Source organism: Ruegeria sp. CDSA089 (assembly GCF_059612205.1).
Window position 1 is genome coordinate 263,115 of the sequence record NZ_JBXWQD010000001.1, and the last position, 17,010, is coordinate 280,124.

17 protein-coding genes and 1 tRNA gene are annotated in these 17,010 nt (G+C 58.8%); 8 read left to right on the forward strand and 10 right to left on the reverse strand.

The genetic code is table 11. The annotated features are described in order from the left end of the window. Nucleotides 1–72 precede the first annotated feature (72 nt). Nucleotides 73–1,038 carry a TAXI family TRAP transporter solute-binding subunit gene (locus tag AC2FJ6_RS01345; protein ID WP_170782437.1) on the reverse strand — a complete coding sequence of 322 codons (966 nt, stop codon included), beginning with the start codon at nucleotides 1,036–1,038 and terminating at the stop codon, nucleotides 73–75. A gap of 346 nt (nucleotides 1,039–1,384) precedes the next feature. Between AC2FJ6_RS01345 and AC2FJ6_RS01350 the strand changes: the two genes are divergently transcribed. Next, a complete protein-coding gene (locus AC2FJ6_RS01350) occupies nucleotides 1,385–2,878 on the forward strand; it encodes a BCCT family transporter (RefSeq protein WP_496668257.1) in 1,494 nt (497 codons plus the stop codon). Nucleotides 2,879–3,005: 127 nt separating this feature from the next. On the opposite strand, the gene AC2FJ6_RS01355 is transcribed toward AC2FJ6_RS01350, so the two are convergent. Then, nucleotides 3,006–3,091: transfer RNA gene (locus AC2FJ6_RS01355), tRNA-Leu, on the reverse strand. Between the two features lie 143 nt (nucleotides 3,092–3,234). On the opposite strand from AC2FJ6_RS01355, the gene AC2FJ6_RS01360 reads away from it, so the two are divergent. Together AC2FJ6_RS01360 and AC2FJ6_RS01365 are read left to right on the forward strand one after the other, a co-directional pair. Beyond that, nucleotides 3,235–3,813, forward strand: a complete 579-nt coding sequence (locus AC2FJ6_RS01360) for a YqaA family protein (RefSeq protein WP_496668259.1) — start codon at nucleotides 3,235–3,237, stop codon at nucleotides 3,811–3,813. Next, nucleotides 3,810–4,295, forward strand: a complete 486-nt coding sequence (locus AC2FJ6_RS01365; RefSeq protein ID WP_496668261.1) for a disulfide bond formation protein B — start codon at nucleotides 3,810–3,812, stop codon at nucleotides 4,293–4,295. The genes AC2FJ6_RS01360 and AC2FJ6_RS01365 overlap by 4 nt, the downstream gene beginning before the upstream one ends. Here the strand turns inward: AC2FJ6_RS01365 and AC2FJ6_RS01370 are convergent. Further along, nucleotides 4,265–4,852 carry an HNH endonuclease gene (locus AC2FJ6_RS01370; RefSeq protein ID WP_170774178.1) on the reverse strand — a complete coding sequence of 196 codons (588 nt, stop codon included), beginning with the start codon at nucleotides 4,850–4,852 and terminating at the stop codon, nucleotides 4,265–4,267. The genes AC2FJ6_RS01365 and AC2FJ6_RS01370 overlap by 31 nt on opposite strands. A gap of 209 nt (nucleotides 4,853–5,061) precedes the next feature. Here AC2FJ6_RS01370 and AC2FJ6_RS01375 point away from each other — a divergent pair, with 209 nt between their 5' ends. Both AC2FJ6_RS01375 and AC2FJ6_RS01380 read left to right on the forward strand, forming a co-directional pair. Next, complete coding sequence (locus tag AC2FJ6_RS01375; protein WP_496668263.1) at nucleotides 5,062–5,667, forward strand: pseudouridine synthase; 606 nt, start codon at nucleotides 5,062–5,064, stop codon at nucleotides 5,665–5,667. 31 nt (nucleotides 5,668–5,698) lie between these two features. Further along, nucleotides 5,699–6,124, forward strand: a complete 426-nt coding sequence (locus tag AC2FJ6_RS01380; RefSeq protein ID WP_170774181.1) for a VOC family protein — start codon at nucleotides 5,699–5,701, stop codon at nucleotides 6,122–6,124. 2 nt (nucleotides 6,125–6,126) lie between these two features. On the opposite strand, the gene AC2FJ6_RS01385 is transcribed toward AC2FJ6_RS01380, so the two are convergent. From AC2FJ6_RS01385 to AC2FJ6_RS01395, 3 genes are read right to left on the reverse strand one after another with little or no spacing between them, the layout of a single operon-like run. Further along, a complete protein-coding gene (locus AC2FJ6_RS01385; protein ID WP_170774183.1) occupies nucleotides 6,127–6,429 on the reverse strand; it encodes a putative quinol monooxygenase in 303 nt (100 codons plus the stop codon). 45 nt (nucleotides 6,430–6,474) lie between these two features. Then, complete coding sequence (locus tag AC2FJ6_RS01390) at nucleotides 6,475–7,140, reverse strand: alpha/beta hydrolase (protein WP_170774185.1); 666 nt, start codon at nucleotides 7,138–7,140, stop codon at nucleotides 6,475–6,477. Beyond that, a complete protein-coding gene (locus AC2FJ6_RS01395; RefSeq protein WP_170774187.1) occupies nucleotides 7,137–7,769 on the reverse strand; it encodes a DNA-3-methyladenine glycosylase family protein in 633 nt (210 codons plus the stop codon). The genes AC2FJ6_RS01390 and AC2FJ6_RS01395 overlap by 4 nt, the downstream gene beginning before the upstream one ends. Nucleotides 7,770–7,866: 97 nt before the next feature. Here AC2FJ6_RS01395 and AC2FJ6_RS01400 point away from each other — a divergent pair, with 97 nt between their 5' ends. Next, nucleotides 7,867–9,093, forward strand: coding sequence for an MFS transporter (locus AC2FJ6_RS01400; RefSeq protein ID WP_170774189.1), 1,227 nt, complete (start codon nucleotides 7,867–7,869; stop codon nucleotides 9,091–9,093). Between the two features lie 3 nt (nucleotides 9,094–9,096). Here the strand turns inward: AC2FJ6_RS01400 and AC2FJ6_RS01405 are convergent, their stop codons facing one another. Genes AC2FJ6_RS01405 through cysS form a run of 3 tightly spaced genes read right to left on the reverse strand, consistent with a single transcriptional unit; the run spans nucleotide 9,097 to nucleotide 12,964 of the window. Continuing rightward, nucleotides 9,097–9,879, reverse strand: coding sequence for a squalene/phytoene synthase family protein (locus AC2FJ6_RS01405; protein ID WP_170774191.1), 783 nt, complete (start codon nucleotides 9,877–9,879; stop codon nucleotides 9,097–9,099). Next, nucleotides 9,876–11,510 (reverse strand): citramalate synthase, encoded by a 1,635-nt coding sequence (gene cimA, locus AC2FJ6_RS01410; RefSeq protein WP_170774193.1) that lies wholly within the window; start codon nucleotides 11,508–11,510, stop codon nucleotides 9,876–9,878. Before cimA ends, AC2FJ6_RS01405 begins: the two co-directional genes overlap by 4 nt. After that, nucleotides 11,510–12,964 carry a cysteine--tRNA ligase gene (gene cysS / locus AC2FJ6_RS01415; protein ID WP_170774195.1) on the reverse strand — a complete coding sequence of 485 codons (1,455 nt, stop codon included), beginning with the start codon at nucleotides 12,962–12,964 and terminating at the stop codon, nucleotides 11,510–11,512. Before cysS ends, cimA begins: the two co-directional genes overlap by 1 nt. Nucleotides 12,965–13,224: 260 nt before the next feature. Here cysS and AC2FJ6_RS01420 point away from each other — a divergent pair, with 260 nt between their 5' ends. Next, nucleotides 13,225–14,403, forward strand: a complete 1,179-nt coding sequence (locus AC2FJ6_RS01420; RefSeq protein ID WP_496668265.1) for a pyridoxal phosphate-dependent aminotransferase — start codon at nucleotides 13,225–13,227, stop codon at nucleotides 14,401–14,403. Between the two features lie 5 nt (nucleotides 14,404–14,408). Here the strand turns inward: AC2FJ6_RS01420 and AC2FJ6_RS01425 are convergent, their stop codons facing one another. Further along, a complete protein-coding gene (locus AC2FJ6_RS01425; protein WP_237215589.1) occupies nucleotides 14,409–14,948 on the reverse strand; it encodes an outer membrane protein in 540 nt (179 codons plus the stop codon). A gap of 392 nt (nucleotides 14,949–15,340) precedes the next feature. Here AC2FJ6_RS01425 and AC2FJ6_RS01430 point away from each other — a divergent pair, with 392 nt between their 5' ends. Further along, nucleotides 15,341–16,885 (forward strand): trimethylamine methyltransferase family protein, encoded by a 1,545-nt coding sequence (locus tag AC2FJ6_RS01430; RefSeq protein ID WP_170774199.1) that lies wholly within the window; start codon nucleotides 15,341–15,343, stop codon nucleotides 16,883–16,885. The last annotated feature ends 125 nt before the right edge of the window (nucleotides 16,886–17,010 follow it).

Here is a 17,010-nt window from a genome sequence, read left to right on the forward strand (position 1 = left end):
TATCGTCCCCCCGGTTGCCCCGGGTGCAAAAGGGGCGCGCCCGTCACAGGCGCGCCCCACATCAGGTCCGGCTTACTGCAGCCAGCCTTTTTCCTTGTAGTACTTCTCGGCACCCGGATGCAGCGGCGCCGACAGACCGTCCGAGATCATCTCTTCGGGCTTCAGGTTCGCAAATGCCGGGTGCAGCTTTTTGAAATCGTCAAAGTTTTCAAAGACCGAGCTGACAACCGCATAGACCGCGTCATCGGATACATCCGCCGAGGTCACAAAGGTCGCGCCCACACCAAAGGTCGTGGTGTCGCCATCCGAGCCGCGATACATGCCACCGGGGATGGTCGCGGTGCGGTAGTAGGAATTGCCGTCGATCAGACCATCGATCGCCTCGCCGGTCACGTTCACCAGAACGGAATCACACGCAGTGGTCGCCTCCTGGATCGAGCCCGACGGGTGACCCACGGTGTAGATCATCGCATCGATCTGGTTGTCGCACAGCGCCGCCGACTGCTCAGCCGCTTTCAGCTCCGAGGCCAGCTCGAAATCGTCCAGCGTCCAGCCCACGGCCTCAAGCACAACATCCATCGTGCCGCGCTGACCCGAACCCGGGTTGCCGATGTTCACGCGCTTGCCCTTGAGGTCTTCAAAGCTGGAAATCCCCGCATCCGCGCGCGCCACAACCGTGAACGGCTCAGGATGGACCGAGAACACCGCGCGCAGGTTCTCAAACGCGCCCGCATCTTCGAACTTCGAGGTGCCGTTATAGGCATGGTACTGCCAGTCAGACTGCGCCACACCAAACTCCAGCTCACCCTCGCGGATGGTGTTGATGTTGTAAACCGACCCACCCGTCGATTCCACCGAACACCGAACCCCATGCTCCTTACGGCCCTTGTTCACCAAACGACAAATCGCGCCACCCGTCGGATAATAAACGCCCGTTACACCACCCGTGCCAATCGTGATAAACTCCTCAGCATAAGCCGCAGGCGACAAAAATGCGGCAACGACAGAGCCAAGGGCCAGTTTTCTGCTGTGTTTCATTTGAATAACTCCCATGTTTTTATTGTGTTTGAGAGAATTTTCAGAGCGCCCTGGCCGGGCACATGCACAAGCTTTGCACCGTTCAACCCGGCAACAGGGTCAAACATCTGAATTTTCTACGTCTCCCAACTGCTTCGACGTTTCATTCAGAGACCCGGCTTGTCAACCCCCGCCCGCAGCGCAACGTCCCGGCACCGCATATCTGAGGGCCGATGACGAAAATTCCCCTCAGTAGAACGGTCGACCCCCTTTCGGCCGCTACGCAGCGCGACACAGTATGTCCCATGCTTTATTTCAAGCCGGGGATGGGATTAACTAAGCCTAACAGACCAGAAGGTGAAAAAACTTGGAAAACAACGGCCCAAGCCCGCTTTTGATTACTGCGTTGCTCCTCAGTGCCGCGATTGCCGGTTGGGGTCTCGCTGACCCTCAAGGGTTGGGCAGATTGGCTGAAACTGCGGTGGCCACTCAGTTCAACAGCCGCGGCTGGTTCATCATGCTTGAGGTCAGCGGCCTTCTTTTCGTGGCTATTTTCCTTGCCCTGTCACGCTTTGGCGATATCCGTCTGGGAAGCGACGCGACCGAGCCCGAGTTCTCGACACCCGCCTGGATCGCGATGCTGTTTGCGGCCGGAATGGGTGTTGGGCTGTTGTTTTATGGCGCAGCCGAACCTCTGACTCATTTCGAGGTTCTCAAACAGTACAATAACGATGCCGAAGCCGCCAGCTATGCGATGTTCGTGACCTACCTGAACTGGGGCTTTCACGCATGGGCGATCTACGGAATTGTAGCGCTTGTCATTGCCTATTTCGCCTATCGTCGGGGTGGGTCAATGTTGCTAAGCGCACCCGTCGTCGAGGCGTTGGGCGATGTACGCTGGACTCGTGCGATGGGATGGATCTTTGACCTCCTGTCCATCGTCGCCATCGCGGTCGGCCTGGCCGGGTCAATGGCAATGGGTGTATTCCAGATACAAACCGGCGTGGCTGGCCTGATCGGAATAGATACGCCCGAGGTCCTGACCTACCCGGTGTTCATTGCGCTTTGTATCGCGTTCATCATCCCGCTACGAAAAGAGCTTGGAGATGGAATGGCGAAACTGTCGAACGCGGCGATGCTGATTGCCGTGGCCATGATGATTTATCTTTTGATTCTGGGCCCGACCTCATTTTTGATGAATGACATTGTCGCCGGATTTGGCCGCTACCTGTTCGAAGTTTTACCCGCTGGATTCTCGACGGCCGAATTTTTTGACGAAACCATCGTAAACTGGTTCCAAAGCTGGACACTGAACTACATGATCTGGTGGCTGGCGTGGTCGCCTTTTGTCGGCATATTCATCGCCCGGATCTCGCGCGGGAGAACGATCCGAGAATTTCTTGTCGGCGTGATCATAGCACCCACCCTGTTTTCGATACTTTGGTTCGGTATTTTTGGCGGCCTTGGCTTCTATGACGCCCTGCGTCAGGACGGGGCACTATCGGTTATCAACGCCCAGAATTTGGACGCAACCACGTTTGCCCTGCTGGAACGGTTCCCCTTGGATTCCATCACGCGGGCCGCGACCGTGTTGGCGGCGTTCCTGTTTGTCGTAACCAGTGTCGTCAGCGCCGGCTTCACTCTTGCCATGATCGGAACCGGCGGCGATCAGAATCCCTCGCCGCGTATTCGAACTGTCTGGGGTGCCATTCTCGGAGCGTTGGGGCTTGCGATGATTCTGGTCGGGGATATCGGACTTGTCCGCTCTATCATCGCACTGTCGGCCATCGCATTTGTCTTCATCGTTCCAGTTCTGGTGATCTGCCTGTTCAAATCCCTATTGCAAGAGGCCCGTTCATGAGCCAAGCCCTGATCGATACCGTTCTGAACGTGAACGTCTTTGCCTATATGGGATTTCTGATCTGGCTCGTGCTTCGACCCAAGAAATGACCCCTGTTCGGGTAAGGCATCAGAACAATTTGCGGAGGTGGTGCCCAAGGAGAGACTCGAACTCTCACGATGTTACCATCGGGGGATTTTGAATCCCCTGCGTCTACCATTCCGCCACTTGGGCAACGAACACTGGATTAGCGCCCATGGCCCAGAAGGTCCAGAGGCAAAAAACACCGCGCGAAAGGTTTGTTTCACCTGCAAGGTTGACGCCCCACAAAGCGCATGATTTGGCTGGCGGGGAATGAAACAGGATTTGAGCGTCTGATGCTGCGATCTCTTTACGACTGGACCCTTCGTCTAGCCGAACATCGGCACGCGCTGTGGGCGCTTGCCTTTGTGGCGTTCATCGAAAGCTCGTTCTTTCCGATCCCCCCGGACGTGTTGATGATTCCCATGATCATCGCCCGCCCGTCTCGCGCGTGGCTGATTGCCAGTGTCGCATTGGTCGCCTCGGTTCTGGGAGGAATGTTGGGCTATGCAATCGGGGCGTTCTTTTACGAAAGTATCGGTGCACCCATCCTTGAATCCATGGGCAAAGGCCACGCGATGGAGGAGTTCAACACCCGCTTCAACGATTTCGGCTTCTGGGCCGTGCTGGCTGCAGGTGTGACCCCCTTCCCATACAAGGTGATCACCATCATGTCGGGTTGGACAGGGATGCCGCTGGGCACGTTCATTGCAACCTCGATCTTGGCCCGCGCGCTACGGTTTTTTCTGGTGGCGGGTCTGCTGTGGGGCTTTGGCGAGCCCATCAGAGGTTTCATCGAAAAGCGCCTTGGTCTTATGTTCACCCTGTTCATCCTTTTGCTCTTTGGCGGCTTTCTGGTGGTGAAATACGTATGACACGACGTACTCTGTTGATTTTCTGTGCGGCCGGCGGGTCGGCTGCGCTGTTGCTGGGGGCGTGGGGCTTTCAGTATCTTGGCGGTCTGGCACCGTGCAAAATGTGCATCTGGCAGCGCTACCCACATGGGGCCGCTGCCGTGATCGGCGCTTTGGCCTTGGCGCTGCCGCGCTTTGGACTGCTGCCGCTGCTGGGCGCGCTCGCCGCACTGGCCACCTCGGCCATTGGCGTCTTTCATGCGGGGGTCGAGCAAGGCTGGTGGGAAGGTCCGACAAGCTGCACGTCGGGCGATATCGGTGGGATGTCGACCAATGACTTGTTCGATCAGATCATGACCGCACCGCTGGTGCGCTGCGACGATATCCCGTGGCAAATGCTGGGTCTGTCGATGGCCGGATGGAACGCCGTGATCTCGGCCGGGTTGATGCTGATCTGGCTGGCGGCGTGGCGTCAGAACTCGTCCAGTTCCGCATCCCAGTAAAGGAAGTCGATCCAACTGTCATGCAGGTGATTGGGTGGAAATTTCCGCCCGATATTGCGCAACGCTTCGGCATCGGGCTGACGCGGAGGTTTACGCAAGCTCATCCCCGCCTGCCGCAAGGATTTCGACCCCTTTCGCAGGTTGCAAGGGCTGCACGCCGCCACAACATTCTGCCAACTGGTCACGCCACCTGCGGCGCGCGGCACCACATGGTCAAAGGTCAGATCACCCCGGCTGCCACAATACTGACAGCGGAATTCATCCCTCAGAAATAAATTAAAGCGCGTGAAGGCCACGCGCTTTCTGGGTTTTACGTAATCTTTCAGCACAACAACCGACGGTATTCGGATTTGGGTGCTGGGGCTTCGGACGACCTCGTCATATTCGGCCACGATATCCACCCGATCCAGCCAGGCCGCCTTGATCGCTTCTTGCCAGGGCCACAACGACAGAGGGTAGTAGGACAAGGGGCGATAATCGGCGTTCAAAACCAATGCCGGATGATGCCTCAGCGCACCGGGTTCCCTGACAAATTCGGTCCTGAAGTCTGCGTCCATATCAGAATCGCTCCTCGCTCTGCTCTGCCCGTTTGACATCAGAGCGGGGAACACCCGCCCCGGCCTTAACTTAACTATATATCGTGTTAAAACTCTGACAAGCCCCGAGTTTCCACAATATCTCGGGATTGGTTATTCCGAATCCGTAACAGAGACGTGACGGTTATCCACAGCTTGCGCCGCTGTGTCCTGCACGCTAAGGCGGGCCCATGGCCTGGTTCATCCGATTCAACAAACCTTTTGACGTGCTGCCGCAGTTCACCGACCGCGCCAATGAAGGCTCGCCGCGCAGTACCCTGTCGGATTTCATCGACCTACCCGGTGTCTACCCGGCCGGTCGGTTGGATCGGGACAGCGAAGGCTTGATGCTTTTGACAGACAATGGCCGTCTGCAGGCCCATATCTCAGATCCCAAACACAAAATGTCCAAAACATATTGGGTTCAGGTCGAGGGGCAGCCCGACACCGCCGCCCTGAAGGTACTGCGCGACGGGGTAGAGTTGAAAGACGGCGTAACGCGCCCCGCCAAGGCTCGTCTGATGGACGAACCCGAAGGGCTATGGCCACGCACCCCTCCAATCCGGGTACGTCAGACGGTGCCGGATTGCTGGATCGAATTGATCCTGCGCGAGGGTAAGAACCGACAGGTTCGTCGTATGACGGCGGCTGTTGGACACCCTACCCTGCGCTTGATCCGTGCTCGTGTCGGCGACTGGGCACTGGACGGATTGCAGCCCGGCCAATGGGACAGCTTGCCCGAACCTGCGTTCAACGCGGCCCCACAACGTAAACGCGACCGCCGCACGCGCCGGTGACAAAAACCGCGATTTGTGATAGGCTTACGCCATGAAGATCACACCAGATATCCCGACCCCCAACGGTATTCTCGAGGCTGCGATCTATGTCGATGATCTGGACGCCGCTGAACGGTTCTATGGTGAGATTCTGGAGTTAGAAAAAATCCAGCGCATTGCCGACCGGCATGTATTCTATCGCGTCGGCGCTTCGGTTCTGCTGGTGTTCAACGCGGACGAGACCGAGAAACCGCCCCAGAACCCAGACTTGCCCGTGCCGCCGCACGGCGCGCGTGGACCGGGCCATGTGTGCCTGTCCATGCCGCGCGCGCAGATCGAAGCGATGCGCAAACATCTGCTGGACTGGAACGTGCCAATTGATGCGGAGTTCGACTGGCCCAACGGCGCGCGTTCGATCTATGTGCGCGACCCGGCAGGTAATTCGGTGGAGTTCGCAGAACCCCACCTGTGGGGCTGACCTTAGCTCAGTGGCTGTTTCTCACCACCCACAATCCGGCACACGCTGTTCGAGATCACGCCAACCTCGGCCAGAGCGGCCCGAAACGCAGCCATATGCGTAGTGGCGAAATGCGCCTCTAGCGCGGCTTGGCTTTCCCATTCTTCGTAGACACGAAACAGGTTGGGATGCCCCAGAATCTGGCTGAATTCATAAACGATACAACCTATTTCCTGCACCGTTTCCGACACCATTTCCTGCGCTGCTTTTGCAGCCTTTTCAACACCTTCTGGCGCGACCTCAACCACTCCTGTGACCACCAGCATTGCCAATCCTTTCTGGTTTAAACTCGTTCAGACCCAAATAGGGGTTCAAAGGCTCAGCTTATCGCGCATGAAGGCCAGTGCCACGCTCAGGCCATCGGGGGCGATCCCGTGGCCGGTGCCCTTCATGACATGGGCGTAGACCTCTTTGAAATCAGCGGCTTGCAGAGCTTCGGCGGCTTCGGGCAGAGACTGAGGCGGAACCAAGTCATCAGCGTCACCATGCACCAGCAGGACAGGCATCCGACTGACGGTTTCATCGGGCAGAAGATCTGGCTCCAGCAACCGGCCCGAGAAGGCCACGATCCCGGCGACCGGATCCTCGCGACGCGGGGCGACATACAGGCTCATCATCGTGCCCTGTGAAAACCCGAATAGAACCACCTGTTCAGGTAAAACGTCCTCGTCGACCATCAGCGCGTCAAGGAAGGCGTTGAAATCTTCGACCGCCATCTCCATGCCACGGCGCGCCTCTTCTTCGGAGGAGCCATCGATCCACGGGATCGGGAACCATTGAAATCCGTTGGGCATACCGGGGATTTGCTCGGGCGCGTCGGGCGCCACGAACAGCGTGTCCGGCAGGTGTTCACCAAGCGGATCGGCCAGACCCAGCAGGTCAGCCCCGTTAGCGCCATAGCCATGCACAAACACCACGACCGAGCGTGTGTCGCCCGAAACCGGCTCTTTTCGGAGCGCATTCAATACTCTAATCATCTGATCCCTTCTCGTTCCTTGGCCACCCGGTAATAGGCCCACAGCACCCGCGCCGCAACCGAGCGCCAGGGCGACCACGCCTCGGCCATCTGTCGCAGTTCTTTGTCGGTCGGTCGCTTGGGCAAATCGTAGAGAATACGCGCGGCCTCTTGCAGCGCCAGGTCGCCGGGTGCAATCACATCGGCTCGGCCCAGCGAGAACATGGCATAAATCTCGGCTGTCCAGACCCCGATGCCGGGAACCTCGGTTAAAATAGCGACAACATCCGCATCAGGAAGGTCGCGTAATGCCTTGTAATCAATACGCGCCTCGGCCAGCGCGCGAGCATAACGGATTTTCTGACGGCTCAACCCAACGCCGCGCAGGTCATCTTCCGTGGCCCACATGATCTTGCGCGGGCCGGTCAGTTTCGCCTCCTGCAAGCGCTTCCAGATCGCATTCGCCGAGGCCACACTGACCTGCTGGCTGACAATCGCGCTAAGCAGCTGCGCGAACCCGTCGGGCTTGCGACGCAAGGGCAACGGCCCCACCTGATCCAACGCATAAGCCATGCGCGGGCAGGCATCGCCCAGCCACTCGGCCCCTTCCCGCACACAGTCATTGGTTTCGATGATACGTCCGACGGACATGCGGGCCTCAGGCTGTTTGATTGCGCACACGTTAGGCTGCTTTGCCGCATATGCAACCCGCTTGTACAAGGCGGTTTTCGCGGCTACCCATAGGCGCATGACGATGACCGCCACCGCCCCCAATGACAGTCAAGCCAAACGTAACGTGGCAGTGCTGGTCGCAGCCCAAGCCATGCTGGGTGCGCAGATGCCAATGGTATTCATCGTCGGCGGGTTGGCCGGTCAATCGCTGGCGACCAATGCCTGCTTGGCGACACTGCCAATCTCACTGATCGTTCTGGGCTCGATGCTAGCGGCGACACCGATTTCGGCCATCATGCAACGCTGGGGACGACGGACCGGGTTTTTGGTAGGCGCCACGGCGGGCGCGTGTGGCGGGCTGGTTGGGGCCTATGGCCTCTACCTCGGGTCGTTTCCGGTGTTCTTGCTGGGCAGTCTGCTGACCGGTGTCTACATGAGCGCGCACGGGTTCTATCGCTTTGCCGCAGCCGATACCGCGTCCGAGGCATTCCGGCCCAAGGCGATTTCATATGTCATGGCTGGCGGCCTTGCGGCCGCCATTATTGGCCCACAGATCGTCAAACTGACTTCGACTGCCTATGTGATTCCGTTCCTTGGCACCTATCTGGCGATCATCGCGCTGAACATCATCGGATCGGCCCTGTTCTTCTTTCTGGATATTCCAACGCCACCGAAAGCAGAAGAAGGCGCATCTACAGGTCGTACGCGGCTTGAGATGCTGAAAACCCCGCGCATCGCCGTGGCCATCATTTGCGCAATGGTGTCCTATGCGCTGATGAACCTAGTGATGACCTCGACCCCGCTGGCTGTTGTGGGATGCGGCTTCTCGGCCAATGATGCGGCGGATGTGGTGACCGGCCATGTGCTGGCCATGTATATCCCCAGTTTCTTTACCGGTCAGTTGATCGCGCGCTTCGGGGTGGAAAAAATCGTCGCCCTTGGCCTTGCCATTCTGGCAGGCGCCGGTGTCGTCGCGCTGCAAGGTGTTGAGCTAGAAAACTTTTTCATTGCCCTGATCCTGCTGGGCATTGGTTGGAACTTTGGCTTTATTGGCGCTACCACGATGCTAGCCGCCTCGCATGACGTAAGCGAGCGCGGGCGGATGCAGGGCCTCAACGACTTGTTGGTGTTCGGAGGCGTGACGCTGGCCTCATTGTCCTCGGGCGGGTTGATGAACTGTTCGGGCGGATCCCCGGTTGAAGGGTGGACAGCCGTGAACCTTGCCATGATCCCGCTGCTGACACTGGCCGGAGGCGCGCTGCTGTGGCTCGTCCTGCGCCCGGCCGAGCCGGAAACGGCCTGAAACCTACCAGCGTCCTCGGGCAACATTCCACATCAGTGACGCCCGCCGACGAATTTCGCCCTGCGCCAACGCACCGGCCGCAACGCGCTCGGGCTGTGCAATCGCTTTGCGCAACACCCAATCGGTCTGCCAACCAACGTGCATCGCAGGGCGTGCCTTGGGCGAAACACGCGATCTGTTCGCACGGGCGGTTTCTAAACGCTCCAACGCCGATCCCGCCAGCGCCTGCACCCCGGCAGGTGTCCCGTCCAACAATGGGATACGCCCGCGTGCTTCAAGTTCTGGGATCGCCCGCAACCAGTTGGCAACGCCTACAGCATACCCAAAATCGCGCAGCACTTTCTCGTCGGCTTCACCCAAGGCCTGCGCTGAAGCGACCATCATCGACCCTGCGCTTTGATCCAGATATTTGTCGAAATGCGCCTGATCTTCGAACGGGTCTCGGTATATATCCCAACGCCTTACGGCCACATATTCATCTAAAGCAGCAGCCAGATGTGGTGATAGAACGCGGGACACGGGGGTGACGACCTCATGCCTGCGCACTGTGTTGCCTTCGGCGATCTCCTGCAACGCATCCCGCCACCATTGCAGACGCATCTCGGCAATCATGGTTTCTTGCGTTACCCAAGGTGCGCGCGCGACCTCGACATTCAGTGCATAGATTGGGAACAGAACAACCCGTGCGGCAACCGGAGCGGCCATCGCTGCCATGAAGCGATCCGGATCGGCGCGATGCACCAGTGCCGCGCAGGCTTTTACGTCATCGTCAAAGGCAACGCTCACTCGGCCACCGCAGTCTGTGTTTCGCAATCACGCACCAGCTTCCACTGGATTGCATCCAGCAGCGCCTCGAACGATGCATCGACTATGTTCGCGCTGACGCCAACGGTGGACCAGCGCCGCCCCTGCCCGTCTTCGCTGTCGATGATGACGCGGGTCACAGCCTCTGTCCCGCCTTGGGTGATGCGAACCTTGAAATCCACCAGGCGCATATCGGACAGCACCTGCGAATATTGCCCCAGATCCTTGGCCAGCGCCTTGGCCAGAGCGTTCACCGGGCCGCGGTCACTGCCATCCTCATCCAGCGACTCGCTAACCGACAGCTTCTTTTCGCCGTCGACTTTCACCACGACCACGGCCTCGGACAGGCTGACCATCTTGTTATACTTGTTCTTGCGCCTCTCGACCGTGACTTTATAGCGCTTGACCTCGAAGAACTCCGGCAGTTGACCTAGCTCATCCCGTGCCAGCAATTCGAAACTCGCCTGCGCGGTGTCATAGGAATACCCCTCGGCCTCGCGCTGCTTGATCCTGTCAAGGATACGCCCCAGCGCCGGGTCGGCTTTTTCCACCGACAGCCCCGCCTCGGCCAGACGCTTGCGCAGGTTCGACTGGCCCGCCTGGTTCGACATCGGGATGATCCGCGCATTGCCGACCGCACCGGGGTCGATATGCTCATAGGTCGAGGGATCCTTGAGGATCGCACTGGCGTGCAACCCCGCCTTGTGGGCAAAGGCCGAGGCCCCCACATAGGCCGACTGTTTGCTGGGCACCCGGTTCAAGATATCATCCAGCATCCGGCTGATCCGCGTCAGCCCAGCCAGCGCCTGCGTGCTGACGCCGATGTCAAACTGCGAGGCATAGGGTTCTTTCAGCAACAAGGTCGGGATCAGAGCAGTCAGGTTCGCATTCCCACACCGTTCACCCAGCCCGTTCAGCGTGCCTTGTATCTGCCGCGCGCCTGCGTCGACAGCGGCCAGTGAACAGGCCACCGCGTTTTCGGTATCGTTATGCGAATGAATGCCCAACCGATCGCCAGGCAGCCCTGCGGCAATCACCTCAGACACGATGCGCGACACCTCGGCAGGCAGTGCGCCGCCATTCGTGTCACACAGCACGACCCAACGCGCGCCTGCGTCCAACGCAGCCCGGCAGACTTCGACCGCATAGGCGGGATTGTCCTTGTAGCCGTCAAAGAAATGCTCGGCGTCAAACAGCGCCTCGCGCCCCTGCGCCACGATATGCGCGACCGAGGCGCGGACGTTCTCGACATTCTCTTCCAGCGTGGTCCCCAGCGCGTGGGTCACGTGGTAGTCATGCGACTTGCCCACCAGACAGACGGCTTGCGTCCCCGCATTCATGACGGCCGCCAGAACATCGTCATTTTCAGCCGACCGGCCCGACCGCTTGGTCATTCCAAACGCCGTCAACCGGGCCGAAGTCTTAGGCGCAACCTCGAAAAACGCGCTGTCGGTGGGGTTTGCCCCGGGCCAGCCGCCCTCGATATAGTCCACGCCCAACTCGTCCAGAGCCTTGGCGATCTGTACTTTTTCAGAGGTCGAAAACTGCACCCCCTGCGTCTGCTGCCCGTCGCGCAGGGTGGTGTCGTAAAGGTAGAGGCGTTCCCTTGACATCACACACCCTCCAGCTTGGCCGCATCAAACCCGGCCCCCGGCACCAACTCCACGCCGTCCTTGCTCATCCGCACTTCCAGCCCTGCCGCGACAAAGGCCGCCTTCAGCCGGTCCACCTCCGAGAAGTCCTTGTTTTGCATCGCAATGACCCGGGCATCTGCAAGCCGGTTTTCGTGTGCAGACAGGTCTACCGAACCGATATCCGCCCACTCGCCCATTTGTTCGGAAAGAAGCCCGAGAAGCTGAGCCGAAGCAACAAAACTTCTTTTGGCTTCTTCAGGGCTTCCATATTCTTCTAAATTCAAAACGGCTTTTGTTTCCAAAGCATAAACACGGGCGAAAAGCGCGTGTAGCTCGGCCAATGCCCCCGCCGTGTTCAGGTCATCACTCAGCGCGGCGATCACCGAGGGGGCCGCGCTGGCGGCGGGCTCGATGCCCGCTGTCAGCGCCCGCCACTTGCGCAGCGTCGCCTCGGCCTCGCGGGCTTTCTTCTCTGTCCAGTCCATCGGCTTGCGGTAATGCGTCTGTAAGAAAACAAACCGGATCACCTCACCCGGAACGCCCTGATCCAGCAGATCATGTACGGTGAAGAAATTGCCCAAAGACTTGGACATCTTCTTGCCCTCAACCTGCAGCATCTCATTATGCAGCCAAACCCGCGCGAACTCGCCCTCGGGATGGGCGCAGCAGCTTTGCGCTATCTCGTTTTCATGATGCGGGAACATCAGGTCATTGCCGCCGCCGTGAATGTCAAAACTCTCTCCCAACAGCTCAAAGCTCATGGCCGAGCATTCGATATGCCACCCCGGACGCCCCCGTCCCCACGGGCTGTCCCAGCCGGGAAGCTCATCGCTCGACGGTTTCCACAGCACAAAATCCATCGGGTTCTTCTTGTAGGGCGCAACCTCGACCCGTGCCCCTGCAATCATGTCATCAACCGACCGCCCCGAAAGAGCGCCATAACGCTCTTTCCAGCTGTCTACGGCGAACAGCACATGCCCCTCTGCAGCATAGGCGTGGCCTTTGTCGATCAGCCCTTCAATCATCGCGATCATCTGCGGAATATATTCAGTCGCACGCGGCATCTGGTTCGGCTCTAGTGCGCCCAACGCCCCCATATCATGCAGATACCAGCCGATCGTCTCATCCGAGCGTTCCTGCACCAATTGCTCCAACGTGCCCGGTGCGCCGGCCTTTTGACGCGCCAGGGCGGTCGCGTTGATCTTGTCATCCACGTCGGTAAAGTTACGCACATAATTCACGTGATCCGCCCCATAGGTGTGACGCAGTAACCGGTACAGCACGTCAAACACCACCACGGGCCGCGCATTGCCCAGATGGGCGCGGTCATAGACCGTCGGGCCACAGACATACATCCGCACATTATCAGCACTGATCGGCACGAAATCCTCTTTCGTCCGCGTCCGTGTGTTGTGCAGTTTGATCGTGGTCATCGGTCAGCTCCTAAGAACAGCGTGGCGTCTCGCGTTGGCGCGGGCTTAGCAACTTGTCTCAGGGATGAAAACGAAAGAAACCGGCCCGCGTGATAAATCAGCAGGAAATGCAGCAGATAATGATGCAGTTCATCGGGTTCATAGGATGTGAGTATCACGCGCGCGCCACCACGCCAAGCCCCTGATTTCCGGCTCTGATCCGATTGACAATCGCAAGTCTCTCTGGCCCAACTCGCGTAAGACCCAGACGGAGACCGGCCATGAAACTGTCGCAGCGGATCACGCAGCTTACCCAAGGCGGCAGCGACGGGTGGGGTGTGTTCTATCGCGCCCGCCGGATGATAAGTGAGGGACAAGCGGTTACCGAACTGACCATTGGTGAACATGACATTCGCACCGATCCGTCGATCTTGGCTGAGATGGAACTGTCTGCACGCCAAGGTCATACGGGCTACGCCATGGTGCCCGGCACCGAACTGCTGCGCGAGACGGTGGCCGCCCGCATTCAGACCCGCACCGGTGTCAATACAACCCGAGACAATATTCTGATCACGCCCGGAGGTCAGTCGGCCCTGTTCGCCGCGCATGTAGCCGTCTGTGACCCCGGTGATGTGGGCCTGTATCTCGACCCTTACTATGCCACCTATCCCGGCACGATCCGAGGGGCCGGAGCGGTTGCGCGTGTGGTTCAGACGAAGGCAGAAGACGCATTTCAACCACGTGCAGACAGGATCGACGCGGCGTCGGAGGGCGCTGTCTCACTTCTGATCAACTCGCCCAACAATCCCTCTGGCGTCGTTTATTCGCGCCAAACTTTGGAAGCCGTTGCGGAAGTCTGCCGCAGGCGCGACCTTTGGCTGATCTCGGACGAGGTCTATGACACTCAAGTGTGGGACGGCACGCATATCTCGCCCCGTGCGCTGCCAGATATGCTCGCCCGCACGCTGGTAATCGGCTCGATGTCGAAATCCCACGCCATGACCGGATCTCGGTGCGGGTGGGTTGCCGGACCTCCGGATGTGATCGAACACATGATCAATCTGGCCACGCACACGACATATGGCGTTCCTGGTTTCATTCAGGACGCTGCGGTTTTCGCGTTGAACGCAGGCCCCGAGCTTGAGAACCGCATCGCCGCCCCTTTCCGCAGACGTCGCAAGCTGGCGATGGATATTCTGGCCGCGCAAAACACGGTCGGGTTGATTCCAGCCCAGGGCGCGATGTATCTGATGCTGGACATTCGCCCCACCGGCCTGAATGGCGAGGGATTTGCCAATGCCCTGCTGGATACGCACGCGATTGCCGTCATGCCGGGCGAAAGTTTCGGCCAAGCCGCCGCAGGACATATCCGCGTTGCCATGAACATAGACGACGATCGTTTTGCCGCCGCTTTGCGGACCATATGCTGCTTTGCAGCGGAGCTGAGTTCAGGGCGATAGTTGAATCAGAACCGGAACGTGGTGCGCAGGTTGAACACGTTGGAATCCAGCCCTCCTTCGGATTGGGTGGCATCGTCAAATTCCTGCCGCAACGCCTCACCACTGATGACGAACCGATCGTTGATCGGGTAAGCAACTCCAATGCCATAAACCGCAGCGGTGTCATCATCCGCCGAGGTCTCGGCCCGCGCAGCGCCAACTACGACATATCCCAAAGCGGAGCCGAAGTCGTACCCTCCGCGCAGCTTCAGCCGGGTCGTGCTGTCCAGACTGCCTTCATTTTGGCTTAACCCAAGGGACAGTCGGTTATATTCAAGCTCTCCGCCCAGAACGAAATTGCCGAAATCGAAATCATATCCGACATGCGGGCCAAAGCTGGCATCGCTTCCGCTTGACCCGTTGGGCCCATCCGCATCCGCATAGCCAAAGCTGAAACCAGCATAGGCACCGCTCCAATCCTCAGCCGCAGCGGGGGCTGCGAGGGCCACCAAAATGGAGGCAAGGATTGCGCGGAACAGTTTCATCGCCTTGCGAAGGCCTTTCATAAAAAAATTTGAGTATTCTTCAGAGACTGGCACAGAACTGTATGCAAATGGTTAAAATTCAATTGAGATCACGAAAAGCTGTTAAACAAGTGACCGAAGTATAACAGATTTCCCGCAAAACGGGGTCTTTTCTTTACTTTACGTCACCTAAGCGATCTGACGACACGGATTGTTTCGCTTTTGACCCATCAGGTCGCAAACAGAACAGATTGCGACGTTTCGGATTGAAAGACTGAACGTCACGAAGCGAGGATCCGCATGCAAAGCGACGTTTGGAAAATCCGGTTGATCAGCCGTACAATCGGGGCGGATCGCGGTCGCGCGGCGCGGGGGCGTCCATTCGGGCGCTAATTGACGCCACCCTGTACGCTTTTCATCTATCGGATCCTGAAATGAACGACCAATCCCGTACATCCTCGCGCAGCGGCGGACGCGCCGCGCGCCGTGCTGCCCGCGCCACGGCCCTACCCGATCACCTGCGCCCAGTGCGCCCCGGCCTTGAGGGCGGTACGTATAAACCTCTGACCGCTCAACAGGTTGAGCAAATACACCAAGCCGCGCTGACAGCGCTGGAAACCATCGGACTTGCCGATGCACCGCAAAGCGGAATCGACTATCTGGTGGGCGCTGGCTGTACCTTGGGCGAGGACGGACGCATCCGGTTTCCGCGCGCACTGGTCGAGGATACGATCGCCAAGGCGAACCGCTCGGTAACCCTGCACAGCCGCGATGGGCAAACTGATCTGGAGCTGTCTGGTACCCGCGTCCACTATGGCACCGCAGGCGCCGCTGTCAGCATGGTCGATGTGGAGGGGCGAGAGTACCGCGATTCGACCGTGCAAGACCTGCACGACGCCGCACGCATCTGCCAGCAACTGGACAATATCCATTTTGTTCAACGCCCTATGGTGTGTCGTGACATCACCGACAATCTGGAAATGGATCTGAACACGGTCTATGCCGCTTGCTCCGGCACCTTCAAACATATCGGCACCTCGTTCACCGAACCTAGCCATGTAGCCCCCGCAGTGGAAATGCTGCACATGATTGCTGGCGGCGAGGACAAATGGCGTGAGCGGCCTTTCGTGTCGAATTCGAACTGTTTCGTAGTGCCTCCGATGAAATTCGCCACCGAAAGCTGCGAAGTGATGGAGGAATGTATCAAAGCTGGAATGCCGGTTCTGCTGCTCTCGGCCGGAATGGCGGGGGCGACCGCTCCGTCGTCCATCGCGGGTGCAATCACGCAGGCGACGGCGGAATGTCTTGCAGGGTTGGTTTACGTAAATGCCGTAAGCCCCGGGGCCCCTGCGATTTTTGGAACATGGCCATTTGGCTTGGACTTGCGCACAGGCGCGATGTCCATCGGGTCGGGCGAACAAGCGCTGCTGACCGCAGGCTGCGCCCAGATGCATCATTTCTACGATCTGCCGGGCGGTGCCGCCGCTGGTGCGTCAGATTCAAAATTGCCCGACATGCAGGCCGGATGGGAGCAGATGTGCTCGAACGTTATGGCCGGTCTGTCCGGGGTGAACATGGTCTATGAGGCCGCTGGCATGCACGCCTCTCTTCTTGGATTTTGCTTTGAAAGCCTGATCTTGGGGGACGATCTTATCGGTCAAGCGCAGCGCTGCGTGCGGGGGATCGAGGTTACGGACGAGACCCTTGCCCTTGATCAGATGGCCGAGGTCTGCATGGGCGGCCCCGGTCACTATCTGGGCACCGAAGCAACGCTCAGCCGGATGCAAGCCGATTACGTGTATCCGACCTATGGCGACCGAACGTCACCCAAAGAATGGGCCGAATTGGACAAGCCTGACCTGATCGCCAAGGCCACGGCCCGGAAAGAGGAAATCCTGTCCGCACCGTCACCCGCACGGTTCGATCCCATGCTGGAAGCGGCGCTTCGCGAGAAATTTAACATTCATTTGCCAACGTAAGTGCCTGAAAAAAAGGGGGCCGAGGCCCCCTTTAAGTTTCGCCATCCAGGCTCATCTCGTTGACCGCCCGGTGTTTTTTTGCCTGCGGCCTGGACTGCGCATGGGACGAGCGCACCCGTCCCGTG

Bases quoted from the DNA above. Each gene is read 5' to 3' on its own strand.
- cimA (WP_170774193.1), bottom strand. From the start codon at position 11,510: ATGTCAAGGGAACGCCTCTACCTTTACGACACCACCCTGCGCGACGGG.
- AC2FJ6_RS01385 (WP_170774183.1), bottom strand. From the start codon at position 6,429: ATGCTGGTGGTCACAGGAGTGGTTGAGGTCGCGCCAGAAGGTGTTGAA.
- AC2FJ6_RS01400 (WP_170774189.1), top strand. From the start codon at position 7,867: ATGACGATGACCGCCACCGCCCCCAATGACAGTCAAGCCAAACGTAAC.
- AC2FJ6_RS01420 (WP_496668265.1), top strand. From the start codon at position 13,225: ATGAAACTGTCGCAGCGGATCACGCAGCTTACCCAAGGCGGCAGCGAC.
- AC2FJ6_RS01425 (WP_237215589.1), bottom strand. From the start codon at position 14,948: ATGAAAGGCCTTCGCAAGGCGATGAAACTGTTCCGCGCAATCCTTGCC.
- AC2FJ6_RS01395 (WP_170774187.1), bottom strand. From the start codon at position 7,769: ATGTCCGTCGGACGTATCATCGAAACCAATGACTGTGTGCGGGAAGGG.
- AC2FJ6_RS01375 (WP_496668263.1), top strand. From the start codon at position 5,062: ATGGCCTGGTTCATCCGATTCAACAAACCTTTTGACGTGCTGCCGCAG.
- cysS (WP_170774195.1), bottom strand. From the start codon at position 12,964: ATGACCACGATCAAACTGCACAACACACGGACGCGGACGAAAGAGGAT.
- AC2FJ6_RS01390 (WP_170774185.1), bottom strand. From the start codon at position 7,140: ATGATTAGAGTATTGAATGCGCTCCGAAAAGAGCCGGTTTCGGGCGAC.
- AC2FJ6_RS01380 (WP_170774181.1), top strand. From the start codon at position 5,699: ATGAAGATCACACCAGATATCCCGACCCCCAACGGTATTCTCGAGGCT.
- AC2FJ6_RS01370 (WP_170774178.1), bottom strand. From the start codon at position 4,852: ATGGACGCAGACTTCAGGACCGAATTTGTCAGGGAACCCGGTGCGCTG.
- AC2FJ6_RS01430 (WP_170774199.1), top strand. From the start codon at position 15,341: ATGAACGACCAATCCCGTACATCCTCGCGCAGCGGCGGACGCGCCGCG.
- AC2FJ6_RS01345 (WP_170782437.1), bottom strand. From the start codon at position 1,038: ATGAAACACAGCAGAAAACTGGCCCTTGGCTCTGTCGTTGCCGCATTT.
- AC2FJ6_RS01360 (WP_496668259.1), top strand. From the start codon at position 3,235: ATGCTGCGATCTCTTTACGACTGGACCCTTCGTCTAGCCGAACATCGG.
- AC2FJ6_RS01365 (WP_496668261.1), top strand. From the start codon at position 3,810: ATGACACGACGTACTCTGTTGATTTTCTGTGCGGCCGGCGGGTCGGCT.